The sequence below is a fragment of the Coleofasciculus sp. LEGE 07092 genome (assembly GCF_015207375.1).
In the GTDB taxonomy this organism is placed as follows: domain Bacteria; phylum Cyanobacteriota; class Cyanobacteriia; order Cyanobacteriales; family Coleofasciculaceae; genus LEGE-07092.
The window spans coordinates 1-15,446 of sequence record NZ_JADEWY010000143.1 but is presented as its reverse complement, the minus strand read 5'-3'; the positions used below and the strand labels follow the sequence as shown (position 1 = coordinate 15,446).

13 protein-coding genes are annotated in these 15,446 nt (G+C 44.8%); 8 read left to right on the top strand and 5 right to left on the bottom strand.

Going from position 1 to position 15,446, the window contains the following annotated elements; all coding sequences use genetic code 11:
- Window positions 1-204: 204 nt before the first annotated feature.
- A complete protein-coding gene (locus IQ257_RS25110) occupies window positions 205-594 on the top strand; it encodes a response regulator (protein ID WP_193878949.1) in 390 nt (129 codons plus the stop codon).
- 266 nt (window positions 595-860) lie between these two features.
- Here IQ257_RS25110 and IQ257_RS25105 read toward each other — a convergent pair whose 3' ends face one another.
- The gene (locus IQ257_RS25105; protein WP_193878951.1) at window positions 861-1,160 is read right to left on the bottom strand and encodes a putative quinol monooxygenase; all 300 of its coding nucleotides are present in this window, start codon (window positions 1,158-1,160) and stop codon (window positions 861-863) included.
- Window positions 1,161-1,986: 826 nt separating this feature from the next.
- On the opposite strand from IQ257_RS25105, the gene IQ257_RS25100 reads away from it, so the two are divergent.
- Both IQ257_RS25100 and IQ257_RS25095 read left to right on the top strand, forming a co-directional pair.
- Window positions 1,987-2,712 carry a DUF2259 domain-containing protein gene (locus IQ257_RS25100; RefSeq protein WP_193878953.1) on the top strand — a complete coding sequence of 242 codons (726 nt, stop codon included), beginning with the start codon at window positions 1,987-1,989 and terminating at the stop codon, window positions 2,710-2,712.
- 261 nt (window positions 2,713-2,973) lie between these two features.
- Complete coding sequence (locus IQ257_RS25095) at window positions 2,974-3,273, top strand: hypothetical protein (protein WP_228061010.1); 300 nt, start codon at window positions 2,974-2,976, stop codon at window positions 3,271-3,273.
- 92 nt (window positions 3,274-3,365) lie between these two features.
- On the opposite strand, the gene IQ257_RS25090 is transcribed toward IQ257_RS25095, so the two are convergent.
- Window positions 3,366-3,581, bottom strand: a complete 216-nt coding sequence (locus IQ257_RS25090) for a hypothetical protein (protein WP_228061009.1) — start codon at window positions 3,579-3,581, stop codon at window positions 3,366-3,368.
- A gap of 260 nt (window positions 3,582-3,841) precedes the next feature.
- Here IQ257_RS25090 and IQ257_RS25085 point away from each other — a divergent pair, with 260 nt between their 5' ends.
- From IQ257_RS25085 to IQ257_RS25065, 5 genes are all read left to right on the top strand, one after another.
- Window positions 3,842-5,614, top strand: a complete 1,773-nt coding sequence (locus IQ257_RS25085) for a tetratricopeptide repeat protein (protein ID WP_193878955.1) — start codon at window positions 3,842-3,844, stop codon at window positions 5,612-5,614.
- A 59-nt stretch (window positions 5,615-5,673) separates the two neighbouring features.
- Window positions 5,674-8,469, top strand: coding sequence for a CHAT domain-containing protein (locus IQ257_RS25080; protein WP_193878957.1), 2,796 nt, complete (start codon window positions 5,674-5,676; stop codon window positions 8,467-8,469).
- Between the two features lie 70 nt (window positions 8,470-8,539).
- Complete coding sequence (locus IQ257_RS25075; protein ID WP_193878959.1) at window positions 8,540-9,361, top strand: aminotransferase class IV; 822 nt, start codon at window positions 8,540-8,542, stop codon at window positions 9,359-9,361.
- Window positions 9,362-9,512: 151 nt separating this feature from the next.
- On the top strand, window positions 9,513-11,351 hold the full coding sequence (ftsH3, locus tag IQ257_RS25070; RefSeq protein WP_193878970.1) for an ATP-dependent zinc metalloprotease FtsH3: 1,839 nt from the start codon (window positions 9,513-9,515) through the stop codon (window positions 11,349-11,351).
- Between the two features lie 137 nt (window positions 11,352-11,488).
- The gene (locus IQ257_RS25065) at window positions 11,489-12,439 is read left to right on the top strand and encodes an Rpn family recombination-promoting nuclease/putative transposase (protein WP_193878973.1); all 951 of its coding nucleotides are present in this window, start codon (window positions 11,489-11,491) and stop codon (window positions 12,437-12,439) included.
- Between the two features lie 125 nt (window positions 12,440-12,564).
- Here IQ257_RS25065 and IQ257_RS25060 read toward each other — a convergent pair whose 3' ends face one another.
- The 3 genes from IQ257_RS25060 to IQ257_RS25050 all read right to left on the bottom strand — a co-directional run.
- Window positions 12,565-13,014, bottom strand: a complete 450-nt coding sequence (locus tag IQ257_RS25060) for an NADAR family protein (RefSeq protein ID WP_193878975.1) — start codon at window positions 13,012-13,014, stop codon at window positions 12,565-12,567.
- 42 nt (window positions 13,015-13,056) lie between these two features.
- Window positions 13,057-14,769, bottom strand: a complete 1,713-nt coding sequence (locus IQ257_RS25055; RefSeq protein ID WP_193878978.1) for an EamA family transporter — start codon at window positions 14,767-14,769, stop codon at window positions 13,057-13,059.
- A gap of 68 nt (window positions 14,770-14,837) precedes the next feature.
- The coding region (locus tag IQ257_RS25050; RefSeq protein WP_193933291.1) for an inorganic phosphate transporter at window positions 14,838-15,446 on the bottom strand (609 nt) is incomplete at its 5' end.

Here is a 15,446-nt window from a genome sequence, read left to right as displayed (position 1 = left end):
GGAGATAAGGTGAAGCAGTTACAAAAGCTTACATAATAGTTTATAGATTTTATTGATTCGTGCAACTATTAATTCATACTATCTTTATAATTCCAAGCATAGGCTTGATTCAATGCTTACTTGCAAATTCATTAACTGACCAAAAAAATCGGATCGGTGTAGTGACTCTTAGATAAGGGTTGAAGAGGTTGAGGATAAGTAGTTATGGATACAGTGTTGGTGGTTGAAGATGACTCGCTCCAAAAGCAGATCATCTCTAAACAACTCAAAAGCATGGGACTCAACGTGATTTTTGCTAATGATGGTGTTGAAGCTCTGGAACTAGCCCAGAATCATTGTCCGACTCTGGTGATTTTGGATATTATCATGCCCCGCATGAACGGCTACGAAGTCTGTCGGAGACTCAAATCGAACTCTAAAAATCAGAAACCAGCGGTGTTGATGTATTCTAATAAGGAAGAAGAATGTGATTTTTACTGGGGAAGCAAGCAAGGTGCAGATGCTTACGTGGCGAAATCCTGTCACCCCAGAGATTTTATCGAGACGGTAAAGTATTTGCTACAAAAGCAAAATAACAATTATGGGTTGGGTTGAGGCATCCCAACTGTCTATACTAAAAACAGCTTAAGACCGTCATTCTGAGGGAAGCGTGACGCGCAGCGATAGCGATGTAAGGAGCGTCAGAATCTCTGATATGCTTCAGTACACTGTGTTCCGTTCAGGATGACATAAGTTCAGGGTTTATCGATGAGCTGTATAGGTTTTAAAAAGTTGCGATGGCTCCCCAAAAAAAGCGAAGTTGAAAACCCACCTCTTTTAAGGGTGGGATAAAAACTCGCTAAGTACTCAGAAAGTGTATTCTACGCCAACAACTCGTAATGGCGAATATCAGGGGGTGATGCAAACAAAGCTTCTCCTTCCCGAAATGCTTGCTCAACATGGAATGAGTCCATATGTAACTTCCATACCTCCTCGTTTTCCCATTCCTCAACAAAAGCAAATTCCGTGGGAACGGCAGGGCTTTGTAGTAGTTCGTAAGTAATACAACCTGTTTCTTTGCGAGTTGCCTCAACCAGTTCTAGTAATAGAGCTTTCAGGACATCTTCCTTCCCAGGAAGCGCCACCAGGCGAGCCAAAATCCGAATTGTTGATGTTGTCATAATCTCCTATATTTTCAATTCATGCACCCATTGTCACTTTATATGACACAATCTGGTGATTGGGATTGTACTACAGACGAATCACCAGGAGCATACCATTTTGGCAAATCTATCCCCACAATCTCAAGCTTAAAGTTGCATAAATTAAACTTGCCTATGCAGGCTAATTTTCACCGCCTTTAATGATAAAAGCTAAAAACCAGACAAAAAGACATACAATAATTAGCTCAGGTTGAAATGTCCATAACGGATGATTGGACTGATAAAAGTTCGGAGCAGGCGGCTCGAAACTAGAAGTTTGAGCAATCTGGGTAATATAATACATCGTTCTGACTTACGAACAGAGGTATTTGGGTTGCATCCTGATGCTTAAAAATTTCTTACCTGTGGGTGCGCATAGACGTGCGCCCACACCCATGCCAACGAAAGCACGTTGGCATACTCTGGATATCTGTTTACCTTTTACAGGTTGTCCCGTCAGCTATCAGCTAATATCAGCTTCGGAGAATTTTCGGAGATATCTATTGCAATACTCCTATTGAGTGCTATTGAAAAAATGCCCTAATCCCCAGCCACGAAAAACCCCCAGCGCGAAGGAGAAGGAAGCGCTGAGGGTAGCCATCAGGGTGCATCTATCTTTCTTTACCTTCTGGCTAAAACTCACGGCGTCCGGAAAAACTGAGGGAATGGGCTTTACAGAAGAATGCAGGAGTTCCAGAGAAACCAAGCATCAATAGCTTCATAAATGATTGAGCTATAATCTTTTATAGAAAAGTTTTAGTGTAAGAATCCTCTTTTTAATTGAATTGAAATCATTAAATTCTAGATGAACTATTTTCCTTTAGTTGCATTTCCTCTTACCCTTAGCATCATCTTTTCCTGTAGCTCAGAAGGATTGGCAACCGTCCTCAAAGCGTCTCAGCGAATGGCAGGCTTCTCTACCGATAGCCGTCACTATATCTATCTGGAGAGTTCCCGCAATCCCGTTACGGATGTTCCGACTGCCCAAATCCAAATTATTAATGTGGCAAACAGTTCCTGTGTCAGAAATGGTTGCTTGGAAACTGAATATGATCGCTCCGCCTACAACCTCAGCAACCAAGCGGCTGAAAATGACTTGCTGGAAAAAACATTAATGCTGAGGCAGCGCCTAGAGTTGAATCGGCTGAAAGTCGGCATTCAACTCCCAGTTATTTCTCGGCAACGAACTCCCAACGAAACTGAAACAGTAAATTTTCGTTTAAATAAGCAAACTGAACCGTTACAAATTCGTCTAGAGCAACGATATATTCCATCCGTTTTGTCAGGTGGCTCTTCTCCTGTGGATCGTGCCGCTATGCGACTGATTATTAATTACAACTATCGTCAGCTCACACTTGGCAATCTCAATAACTATCGGGATGCCGTGAGGAACTATTCCATTCGAGAAGTGCGATTATCTCCCAATCAACGTAATGCCGTTGTTTTGATCGATATGACTCAACCGAGTGAAGAGGGAGTACTACAAACAACGCTTGTACAGAGCTTTTCTTTGGAACCGTTTGGGATTTGAAGCAATTTCAGGATGAAATTTTTGAGAGAAAGCGCTCGTTTTAGCAGATGCCTAGAAAGCCCTCACCCCCAACCCCTCTCCCTTGGGGAGAGGGGTTGGGGGTGAGGGCGCATGAAGTGATTGTCAGTCAATCAGGGTGTTGGGTGTCGGGTGTCGGAGAACTTAAATTCCCCTCCCGCGTCCGTAAAGTTTTTTGCCTCCCTAAGGAAGAGAGGAGTGGACTCGATTATCTTGGAGATGGGAGAGCCAATAGGAGGAAACATGGCAGATCAATACTCTCCACTGAATTACACAAGTGCCGACTTCGAGAAAGCCGCACTGAACCGATTTCGCTCTCTAGTATCTTTTCTTCCCAAGGATTGCAAGCTAAGTAGAGAAATCTGGAATCGTACCACAGTACTGTGTATGGACTTTGGAGATTGCCCCGACGCCCTTGAATCCGCTAGGGTTCAAACCTTTTTACTATTAATCATCGCTCATTATTTAGGATTGGCTGACGCGCTGATCTTTAAAAGCGGCAAAAAGGTAGTGGGATGGATGACAATGATGCCATCACTGTAAGCTCATGTAAATTTTTTTAAATTTTTAAAGTTCTCGTTTGTCTGCGAGCCTGTCCTAGGAGATAATTTCTTGAGATCTTGAGGCAGGTAGGACTACTGTAAACACACTACCTTGACCCGGATGCGATCGCTGTACTGCCTAGCCATCTCAACCACCTCTGCCACCAAGTCATTGAGAATAAGAGGTTCTAGATTAAGCCGTTGCTGCTCCCAGGCATCAAACAGGCGAAGCAGCATCTTATCAAAGGTTTGTGCTAATTCTTTCACCTCACTGGGAGCCTGATCCAAGTGAATTCGCGCTTGTCCCAAATCCTCAGCAGAAATGGTTTGGGTTAGCTCGTTGAAGTAATTTCCCAGATGGTATGAAGTTGAACATTCTCAATATCCGGTACAATCCGTCCAGTCAATGTTGTCAGAGCGATCTCACTAGTCCCTCAGCTACCCTATTTCAGCCATCAGTAAACTTTGTTAGCAAAAGACAAAGGTTTTGCATATCCTCATGTCAGTGTAGAGATATATATGTAAGGTGAGTGGGTAATTGGTTAAGGTACTACTGGAGGGTATATCCTATGCGATCGCGTCCTAAGCATTTCGGTTTTATTACTGTAACCCTGTTGCTGTCGCTGACTTCTCCTCTGTTAGCTGTTACCCCTAACTTTAAGCCTGTGAAGGCACAGGCACAGACAGCTCAAGACCGTCAAGCTGAAATAGATCAGCTACTTGAGGAGGCTAAAACCCAATTTCGTGAAGGTCTATTCGGCAATAGTGAAGTTCAACGCCAGAATGCTTTAGAATCTTTTCAACAAATCCTATCAATCTATCGAGAACTAGGCTATCGTCGTCAGGAAAGGGATCTCACCTTCATGATTGGTGAGATTTATGGGTATCTCGGGCAGTATGACCAATCGCTGAAATCCTTTCAGCAGGTTTTGGCTATTGATCGAGAACTTGGCGATCATTGTCAGGAACAAGAAACCGTTTTCAAAATTAGTTCAGTTTATGGAGTGCGAGGACGGTATGACCAAGTCTTAGAGGGATTGGAAAAAAGTATAGCCATTAATAAAGAACTTGATGAACCCTGTGGGAAACCCTACTTTTTTCTCCTCAAAGATATTAGTAATGTTTATAATAGGCTAGGTCATCCTGACCAAGCGTTAAAGACCCTAGAGCAACTTCTAGCGTTTAACAGAAAAGTTGGCGATCACATTGAGGAACAATCTATACTGCTCAATATTAGTGAGATTTATGAACAGCAAAAACAGTATGAGCAGGCGCTACAGTTCTATCAGCAGGTTTTAGCCATTAGTCGAGAACTAGCCGTTAGCAAAGCGGCTCCGCAAGAGGGGCTTTCTCCTGTTAGGGAACCCTATATTCTTACAAGAATTGGTGCGATTTACGAACAACAAGGTAACTATGAGCAGGCGCTAAAGTTCTATCAACAGGCTCTAACTATTAATCGAAAGAGTAATGGTAGTGGAGTCGCAACTCTCATTACCTTGAGTAGAGTCTATCAGAGATTAGGTCAGTACGAGCAAGGATTGGAATCCTATCAGCAAGCTCTAGCTGTTAACCGAAAAGAAAGCTCTGGCTCTTCTGAGAACCAATCTTATCCCATGAGCCTGACTCGGCAATATATATTCATGAGTCTAAGTCAGGTTTATCGCAAACTCGGTCAAAATGAACGAGCGCAAGATTCCTCTCAACAAGCTTTGGCTATTGGTAAAAAAATAGGCAATTTTGAACCCTCAATTCGGGCACTGAACGATTGGGGTTCTATACAAGCCATAAATAGACAATTTCCAGAAGCATTAGAGACATTTGAGAAAGCATTAGCCTTTAGCAAAGAAGTGGCTCTGGAATTAGACAATAGCTGTAGTTCAGCATATCCTAAAGTTCAAAATCTGGGAGTATCTACACTTTATTCGTCCAATTTTGGCGCACGGAACAAGTGCGGAGGTTTTATGGATCAAAGCAGTCTTGAAGGAGCTGAAACCTTAATTTTAAAGAATTTAGGTTTCGTATATCAAAACTTAAGTCAGCCTGAAAAATCTCGAGAGTCTTATGAACAAGCTCTAAGGCACTATCAGCAAGAATTTGCAAAACTTAAGGAAAGTGATAAAATTTGCTGGCTGCAAGAAGAATTAAAAATTCCTAGAGCAATCGCTCAGGTTTACGAAATTTTAGGTGAAGATAACCTAGCGCAGGGGTTTTATCGGCAAGCTGAAAAACTTGAGTTTGTTCAAGATGTCAAAGGGGTAGTTTGTGCAGAACTTGGAGAAGTTGCCAGTGGCATAGTACTCACTGATGATGATGACAGTTCTCCACCGAAACAAAGGGAATAAGGAGCCTTTGAGATAAGCTCCCTGAATACTAGATTCTCATCTGATGAAGGGGTCTTTCTATGCGATCGCATTCTAACCATCTCTGTCTCATTACTGCAACACTGCTGTTATCTCTGATATATCCTCTCTTTGCTTTTACCTTTGACTTTAAGCCTCTGATCGCACAAGCGCATACAAGTCAAAGCCAAAACGTTGAGGCTGAAAAACTTTATGAAGAAGCTACCCAGCAGTATCGTGATCGTCGCTATCGAGAAGCTATCCAGACTTATCAACAAGCTCTGGCTATTTACAGGCAGATAAATAATCACTCTGCTGAAGGGGCAACCCTCCACAAAATTGGAGCAACTTATGACCGTCTGGGTGAGTACATTGAAGCTCTAAACTTTTATCAACAAGCTCTAGCCATTCGTAAAGAGATCGGTGACAACACTGGCGCTGGTAGTACCCTCAACAGCATAGGTGCTATTTATTATCAGCAGGGCAATTACAACCAAGCTCTTGAATTTTATCAACAAGCGCTGGCGATTCGTCAGGAATTGGGTGATCGTATCGGGGAGGGACGCACGCTCAATAACCTTGGCTTACTTTACGAGAATCAGGGACAGTATTCCAAAGCCCTAGAATTCTATAAGCAAGCCTTAGCCATTTTCCAAATCTTGAAAAAATGTAGGGAAGAGGGGTCTATTCTCAACAATCTTGGAGGAGTCTACACACAGCTCGGTCAGTACGAACAAGCACTCTCATACTATCAGCAAGCTTTAGTCATTCTCAGAGAAATTAACGATTATCGAGGCGAAGGAGCTACTCTTCATAACATTGGGTTTACCTATAGTCAGCTAGAGAAATATAGTCAAGCTCTAGATTTCTATCAACAGGCTTTAGCCACTCGCCAAAGAATTGCCCATAAAGCAGGTGCAGCAGTAACTCTAAACAATCAGGGATTCATATATAATAAGTTGGGTAAGTATTCCCAAGCTTTACAATCTTTAGAGCAAGCTTTGGCTTTATTCCAAAAAATCGGTGATCGCGCTGGTGAAGGTAACGCTTTCGATAGCATTGGCACAGTTTATAAAAATTTGAACAACTATGACAAATCTCTAGAATTTTATCAGCAGAGTTTAGCCATTCACAGGGAAATTAGCGCTCGTCCGGCAGAAAGAACCACTCTTAGCAATATTGGTGCCTTACTAGAGAAACAAAATCAACCAGAACTAGCCATTGTCTTTTACAAAGAATCTATAAATATCACCGAAGCCATTCGGCAAGACCTCAATACACTAACTCTTGAAGAACAAAAAACTTATACTGAAACGGTCGCCGACACCTATCGCCGTTTAGCCGACTTATTACTCTCCCAAGGACGCATCCTCGAAGCACAACAAGTCTTAGAACTCCTGAAAGTTCAAGAATTACGCGACTTTACCAGAGATACTCGCGCCGGAGGTAAAGAAACCTCTGACATTACCACCAACCCCACCGAAGCAGAAATTCTCCAAATTCACGGCACTCTAATTGCTTTGGGACAGAAAATTGAGCAGTGTCAACAAACACAATGCGAACAAAAAAGCCAACTGTTAGACCAGCGTGAAGTTATCGCCAAGGAATTTGAAGATACCGTGCGATCGCTTGAACAAGAAACTCGCAGCCGCCTTGCCACCGATAAAACCTTCCTTGACCCTACCATACTAGGAGGCAATGCTGAAGAAATTGTCTCGGCACAACCCGGAACTATCCTAATTTATCCCTTAGTCCTCGAAGACAAACTTTGGATTTTATGGGCAGCATCTGGTGGAATTACTAAAAGTATAGAAGTTCCTGAAGTGGGAATGCGACAATTGAGCGAAACTGTGGTAAAGTTTCGCCAACTCCTGCAAAACCCCAAGTCTGATATCACTGAACTCAAGGCAACCGGGAAACAACTCTACGACTGGCTAATTCCCGAATCCCTGCAAAAAGAACTCAAAGAAAACCCAATTCAAAACCTCATCTTCTCCCTCGACCATGTTACCCGGTATATTCCCATGGGTGCGGTGTTTGATGGGGAAAACTATCTGGTAGAAAATTACAACATCTCCACCATCATCTCAGCCAATTTAACCCAAATGGGCGATCGCTTGCCTCCCGGAACCGAAAACAACCCAGTTTTAGCACTCGGACTATCCGACGCGGTAGCTGGATTCAATCCTCTGCCGAACGTACCCGCAGAACTAGATGCGATTGTTCGCCAATCCTCCTCCGATCCCATCGGCATTTATCCAGGGTTGGAATTTCTCAATAAAGCCTTTGACTATAAAGCTTTACGAGATAATTTAGCGGGTCATTTAATTTTGCATATTGCCACCCATGGGCAGTTTGTTCCCGGTAGCGCCTACGAGTCCTATTTATTACTGGGTAACGGCGAAAAACTCCCCATTCCTGATATTCAAACTCTACGAGATTTAGGCAAAATTCATTTAGTCGTCCTGTCTGCCTGCGAAACAGCATTGGGAGATACCGGACAAGATGGTACAGAGATTGCCGGACTCAGTTCCTATTTTATCAACGGTGGAGTTCAGGCAGTGATGGCATCTCTGTGGCGAGTTGATGACGAAAGTACACGCCTATTAATGGAACAGTTTTATAACAATTTATCCAAAAATACAATAAAATCCCCCGTTACTAAAGCCCAAGCATTGCGTCAGGCACAATTAAGTTTAATGAAAAGCGAGCGCATAACTATAACAAATAATACCGATTCCCGTGCCACCGTTGAGGTGAAACCCCGCCTTGGCAGTCAAAGCGCTACCACTACTAAGTCTGACTTTTCCCATCCTTATTACTGGGCACCCTTTATCCTGATTGGCAATAGCTTGTAATATCTCCTTTTATAGAACCATTCACCCATTCCGTAGAACAGGCGTCTCGCCTGTTCTCTATAGTCAATCTATGTCCCAATCCTGTTTCTGGTATGATGGTGAGCTAATCGAGGGTAATCGCATAGAACTTGCCATTGATGACCCTGGCTTAATTTACGGTGCCACAGTATTTACCACCCTGCGAGTTTACCAGCAGTCCCTAGCACACCCCCTGACTAATTGGGATGCTCATTATTCGCGCCTGCATCACAGCTTGCAAGCGTTTGGTTGGCAGTTCCCGGACTGGGAACGGGTGCGGCAGGGTGCAGAGCAGTTACTATCCTTATTCCCAGTACTGAGAATTGTAATTTTTCCCGATGGGCGAGAGTGGATTACTGGGCGAAATTTACCCGCCGATTTAATAGAACGTCAACAGGAGGGGGTAACGGCATGGTTGGCAGATACTCCAGAATGCCGCCGTTCATTACCGACTTACAAAACTGGCAACTACTTAGGAGGATGGCTAGCTCTCCAGAAAGCGCTGCAAATGGGAGCCAAGGAAGCCATCTTAGTTAATGATGCGGGTCATTGGTTAGAAACTAGTACAGGCAATCTCTGGGGGTGGAAGGATGACTGCTGGTGGACGCCACCTGTAGAAGTGGGTATTTTACCAGGAGTGGCGCGATCGCAATTGATTTACTGGCTACAGCAACAGGGTGTGGTGGTGGGAGAGGTGCCTTGGGACAGGGAACTCGTAAAGGGCTTTGAAGCGATCGCCTACACTAACAGTGTTATGGAAGTCATTCCTATCCACACCATCCTCAACTCCCATCAGCCCTTGCGGTATCCTGCTTTTTGCAGTTATATCGACCCCTTGCGAGTTCTGTTTTCTCCGAAACTTACACAAGATTAATCTTATATATTACCATGTAAAGGGAAAATTGGATCGACAAACGCTTTATGAGGAACCAACTTCGGCAATTAATCCTGATAGACGTTAACATTAATTAATACAAGAAGCCTATTCGAGTCCTCACATCCTAAGTCTTAGGAGGAAATCACTAGTGAATAAAAAGTGGAGAAATGCTGGGCTGTACGCACTACTAGCGATAGTAGTAATTGCCTTGGCAACAGCATTTTTAGACAAACCCTCTCAAAGTAGGGAGACCTGGAGATACGACGAGTTCATCAACAAGGTTAAAAGCGAAAAGGTTGAAATTGTCAAACTCAGTGCGGACCGCACCAAAGCACTGGTCACGGCTCAAGACGGAAATCAATTTTTAGTCAACCTGCCCAACGATCCAGATTTAATAGACATTCTCACCCAGCATAGGGTAGACATTCAGGTTCTACCCCAAAGCGATGACGGCTTCTGGTTCAGAGCACTCAGCAGCCTCTTCTTCCCAGTACTGCTATTGGTGGGATTGTTTTTCTTGCTGCGGCGGGCGCAAAACGGTCCTGGCTCTCAGGCGATGAACTTTGGTAAGTCCAAAGCCAGAGTGCAGATGGAACCACAAACCCAAGTAACGTTTGGAGATGTCGCTGGCATCGATCAAGCCAAACTGGAACTCAACGAAGTGGTTGACTTCCTCAAAAATGCTGACCGCTTCACTGCCGTTGGTGCCAAAATTCCGAAAGGCGTTCTGTTAGTCGGACCTCCAGGAACGGGTAAAACCCTCCTAGCTCGTGCTGTTGCTGGGGAAGCAGGCGTACCCTTCTTCTCCATTTCGGGTTCTGAGTTTGTAGAAATGTTCGTCGGTGTCGGTGCGTCCCGTGTCCGCGATTTGTTCGAGCAAGCTAAGACCAATGCCCCCTGTATCGTATTTATCGATGAAATTGACGCCGTAGGTCGTCAACGGGGTGCTGGCTTGGGTGGCGGTAATGACGAGCGAGAGCAAACCCTCAACCAGTTGCTGACCGAGATGGACGGTTTTGAGGACAATACGGGCATTATTATTATTGCTGCTACCAACCGTCCTGACGTTCTGGATGCAGCGCTGCTACGCCCCGGTCGCTTTGACCGTCAGGTGGTTGTGGATCGTCCTGATTATGCGGGACGTTTGGAAATTCTTAACGTTCACGCACGGGGCAAGACGCTATCGAAGGATGTGGACTTAGAGAAGATTGCCCGTCGGACTCCAGGCTTCACCGGTGCCGATTTGTCTAACCTGCTCAACGAAGCAGCTATCTTAGCCGCACGGCGCAACCTCACTGAAATTTCGATGGATGAGGTGAATGACGCCATTGATCGCGTGTTGGCAGGACCGGAGAAGAAAGACCGGGTGATGAGCGAGAAGCGCAAGACGCTGGTAGCCTATCACGAAGCCGGTCACGCTTTAGTCGGTGCGTTGATGCCTGATTATGACCCAGTGCAGAAAATCAGCATTATCCCTCGCGGTCGTGCGGGTGGGTTAACCTGGTTTACTCCGAGTGAAGACCGGATGGATTCGGGGTTATATTCCCGCTCTTACCTGCAAAATCAAATGGCAGTAGCGTTAGGGGGTCGGGTTGCTGAAGAAATTATCTTCGGTGAAGAAGAAGTAACTACAGGTGCTTCCAATGACTTGCAGCAAGTGGCTCGTGTGGCGCGGCAGATGGTGACTCGTTTTGGGATGAGCGATCGCCTCGGTCCTGTGGCGCTGGGGCGGCAGAATGGCAATATGTTCTTAGGTCGGGAGATTGCGTCAGACCGAGATTTCTCCGATACGACTGCGGCAACCATTGATGAAGAAGTCCGCAGCCTTGTTGATGAGGCTTACAAACGGTCTAAAGAGGTGTTAGTTGGCAACAAGTACATCCTCGACCAATTAGCCGGTATGCTGATTGAGAAGGAAACCGTGGATGCTGAGGAACTGCAAGAACTCTTAGCGAATAACGACGTGAAGATGGCAGCGATCGTGTAGCCTCTATGACTTGATTATTCCTTTCACGGTGACAATTTTTGGGGCAGCGCGATTGGGCGTTGCCTTTTTTAATAGAAATAGGACTGTTTGGTTTTAATATAAAAATTGCCTCTAGTATTTTATTCTCTAAACTATCTATGAGATTTATTAGCCCTAAAACCGATTTTGCCTTTAAAAGAATATTTGGCTCCACTGATAGTAAGGATATTCTGATCAGCTTCTTGAATGCTTTACTCTACGCAGGGCAATCCACCATCCAAGACTTAGACATTATTGACCCCTACTCGGCGGCTAGCATCACAAGTCTTAAGGATAGCTACCTAGATGTTAAAGCTCAAATTACGGGTGACAAGACAGTCATTATTGAAATGCAAGTACTCAATGTTGCGGCATTTGAAAAACGAGTAATTTATAACGCGGCAAAAACCTATGCTACCCAACTTAAATCTGGAGAAGGATACTCGAAGTTAAATCCTGTGATTGCTCTGACTATTACTGATTTTGAGATGTTTGAGAGTACTGAAGCGGTAATTTCTCATTTTGTTTTAAAAGAACGTGAGGAACTCTTTGACTATCCCAATCCTGAAATTGAGTTGGTATTTGTGGAGTTACCCAAGTTTGACAAGGAGTTAGATGAGTTAACCACTCTGACAGAGAAATGGATTTATTTTATGAAAAATACCCCAAATTTAGATGCTATCCCAAACATGATGGAAACTGTCCCAGAAATTCAGAAAGCGTTTAGAATTGCAAATCAAGCGAATTTAAGTCCTCAAGAGTTGGAAGACTTGGAAAAACGCGAAATCTTTATGGAAGACCAGCGGGGGGCTATTCTTAAAGGTATAGAGGAAGGGAGACAAGCAGGTATAGAGGAAGGTAAACAAGAAGGTAGACAAGAAGGCATTAAAGAAGGTCAACTGACATTAATCCTGCGTTTGCTGGAACGGCGTATAGGTGAGGTTACGCCTGATGTCATAACTCGGATTCGGGGATTATCCTCTCAAGAATTGGAAAATCTGGGGGAGGCAGTATTAGGGTTTGGCAATGTATCGGATTTAACAGCTTGGTTGCAGGTGAATGCTCCCTAGTACAACACTTGTTAATTATTTTAATATGACTCAGTAGAATGCCAATGATTTAAGCTATGGTCGCAATCTGCTAGGACTTCTACCTAATTTATAGTTTACTCTCTTTGTCAACTATGTCTACTGAACTAATGCTCTGAGCGATCGCCCAATCGTTCTCGAATTTCCATTAAAATCTGTCCGAGCCTGTTTTGCCCACTACCATCGGCACCGCAACCCCAATAATAATCAATGGGAGAATTCTCAACAATTCGCTCATCCCCCGTAGAAAGCAGTATCTCGCGGATATCGGCATGGGTTTCAAATTTACACAGTACTGCTTTGCGCATAATATCATCTTTAACCTGTTCCCAATCAGGACGGAGGGGACGGGAGCGATCGCGTCCCATTGAGGCAGCATCCTTGGGAGTTTTTACCTGCCGAATTTGCTCAAGATGGGGGGTTCCGGCAAATTTCTGAGCCTGGAAGTAATGTTCGCTGGTGTGCCACCAAACCCCATCCAACTCGAAGCCGTGGGATGAAAAGTTGGAGAAGCAACCGTAGGGTTTCTCGCGAGTGCCGTAAAAATAGATAGTCATGCCGTTCTGTTTTCTCTCCCCAATGTCACAGAATTATCCCCATTAACCCGATCGCTTCTTTTGACTCGGATGGCGCGATCGCTCGAAACCCAGGGCAGCCACTCCCACTGTCACAAACACCATCCCCAAAATTTGCCAGAGCTGCATGGTACTTTGAACGAGTATCAATGCGACAAGTGCAGTTAGAGCAGGTAGCGTTGCTCCTAGTACTGAGGCACTAGCTGCACCCAGTCGGGCAATTCCTAAGTAATTAAAAACATAACTTAAGAGGGTGACACCTCCCAACATTAAACCGCTAATGATTACACTAGACCATAAGCTGGGTTCGACTTCAAAACTCCACGATGGGGGTAATGGTATGACTAAACTAAACGCAGAAACAATCAGAACGATAGCTAAGTTGAGCCAGAGGATAGGAATAGGGTGAAGCTTTTTTGCAGACAGTTGCATCAGCAACAGATGTAGAGCGAAAGTAATTCCAGAAGCAGCAGCAACAGTAACACCCACTCTCGAAAGTTCTCCACTGCCACCCGTCGGCAGGGTAGCCAGCACAAAGCCAACCATAACGCTACTGAAAATTAGGAAACTACTAAATCGGTTGAAGCGATCGCCCAATAGCAAAAGCACAATTGGGTAAATAAAGAAAACCGTCACAGCTACCCCAGGTGCAATTGAACCCAATGCTAGAAAAATCAGTACCTTGGATAAAAACAGCAAAAAACCACTGCCTACCAAGTTTGCAAATAAACCCCAATCCTGCGATCGCAAAAATTGCTGAATATCTCGCCACATAAATGGGTAGAATCCCGTTGCAAAAATTGCCATCAGCGGCACGATTACCAGCATCCGCAGCCATAAAATGAGTAAGGTATTACCCACAGTTGGGACGATAAAGCCGCCAATAGGAGCAGAAACTCCAGTAAGTGGAGATGAGTTGAAAATAATATGGACAAGGACGTTTTCAAATGCGAGTGCTAACAAGGAAAGTAGGACAAGTAACAACCCAATGAACCGTTTCCTTACAGTTTGGGGCTGAGAAAGAGTCATAGGGGGTTTTGGCTCGGGAGCGGATACGGTATCAGGCAGGGATTGCTTGGTAGGATAAGTGATCATTACCCTACCGTTTTGATTTTCTGGAGACTCGTCGTCTGGAGGAAGTAAGGGGGGGCGAGGGGATGCCTCCGAAAAGTTGTGAAGAGTCGTCGATTCCGGGGGAATTTCTGCTTTGAGCCGATTGACAAGTGTCTCTAAAATTGCCTCTCCTTGCTGTTCGAGACTATGCATCTGGCTCAACTGCTGGGAAATGGAACTTTGATAGCTGCTTAAGTCTTGTTGCAGTGCTTGAAAAGTCGAGCGGAGGGTAGCATCTAGAGATGCCATCCGTTGGTAAATGGTTTCAGTGCGATCGCCAATAGCACTGTCAGCCCCTGTTTCCCCTTGGGATTCTGCAAGCTGATTGAAGTGTTGTGTCAGTAACTCGTGGAGTTGGTTGACTAAAGTCGGAGCGATTTGCAAGACTGTCTGTTGCTGTTGCGTCATCTGCTCCTGACGCTGGAGTTTTAAAGTTTCAACATCTTCAAGCAACTCGACTTTTTCCTGCCGGAGTCGCTCGATATCTTGCGAAAACTGAATAACGAGACTGTGCCGCAAGGTTTCAATTCCCTCAATACTCTCCGTCATCGCGCTGAGGAGATCTTCGACTGTCCGCAGATCTCCGGATTCAAAGTTTTCGGGTTGCTTGTCCGATTGCCCCATTGTTTAACCTCTCTTGGCAGAACAGAACCTGGTTTCATAAAAGTCTGTGCCGACGCCTCAAACACACTTTACCTAAAAAATACACGCAGACCGACAAAAATTGTTGCCCCCAAGCCCGCCGCCACAGGTAACGTCACAATCCAGGCGAGAGCAATGGATTTAATAGTTTGAAAACGAACCCGCCGCCAGTTTTGAATAAGTCCAATACCAACAACGCCGCCGACTAAGGCGTGAGAGGTAGAAACGGGGAACCCAAAACGGGATGCCAGTAAGATTGTGGTAGCCGTAGCGATTTCAGCACAGAATCCACTACTCGGTTGCAAGGGGATAATATTTTCTCCAATCGTAGCGATTACCTTTTTGCCCCAAACCGCTAAACCCGCAACGATACCACTACCACCGAGAACAAGAATCCATAACGGAACGCTAAAGCCAGTTAGGGGAACAGCACCAGTACGAATGATATAGGCAATGACGGCTAAGGGAGCGATCGCATTTCCCACATCATTAGAACCGTGAGCAAAGGCAACAAAGCAAGCACTCAAAACTTGGAATCGGGCTAACACTTGCTCGACAGAGGTAGTGGCAGCGGATTTTGTAGCGGATGTAACGGATGGGGTATTGGCAATGGGAGATAGAAGTAAATTCTCCTCAGCTCCCCCGCTCCCCTGCTCCTC

Bases quoted from the DNA above. Each gene is read 5' to 3' on its own strand.
- IQ257_RS25065 (WP_193878973.1), top strand. From the start codon at position 11,489: ATGAGATTTATTAGCCCTAAAACCGATTTTGCCTTTAAAAGAATATTT.
- IQ257_RS25075 (WP_193878959.1), top strand. From the start codon at position 8,540: ATGTCCCAATCCTGTTTCTGGTATGATGGTGAGCTAATCGAGGGTAAT.
- IQ257_RS25110 (WP_193878949.1), top strand. From the start codon at position 205: ATGGATACAGTGTTGGTGGTTGAAGATGACTCGCTCCAAAAGCAGATC.
- IQ257_RS25105 (WP_193878951.1), bottom strand. From the start codon at position 1,160: ATGACAACATCAACAATTCGGATTTTGGCTCGCCTGGTGGCGCTTCCT.
- IQ257_RS25060 (WP_193878975.1), bottom strand. From the start codon at position 13,014: ATGACTATCTATTTTTACGGCACTCGCGAGAAACCCTACGGTTGCTTC.
- IQ257_RS25085 (WP_193878955.1), top strand. From the start codon at position 3,842: ATGCGATCGCGTCCTAAGCATTTCGGTTTTATTACTGTAACCCTGTTG.
- IQ257_RS25055 (WP_193878978.1), bottom strand. From the start codon at position 14,769: ATGGGGCAATCGGACAAGCAACCCGAAAACTTTGAATCCGGAGATCTG.
- IQ257_RS25080 (WP_193878957.1), top strand. From the start codon at position 5,674: ATGCGATCGCATTCTAACCATCTCTGTCTCATTACTGCAACACTGCTG.
- IQ257_RS25095 (WP_228061010.1), top strand. From the start codon at position 2,974: ATGGCAGATCAATACTCTCCACTGAATTACACAAGTGCCGACTTCGAG.
- IQ257_RS25100 (WP_193878953.1), top strand. From the start codon at position 1,987: ATGAACTATTTTCCTTTAGTTGCATTTCCTCTTACCCTTAGCATCATC.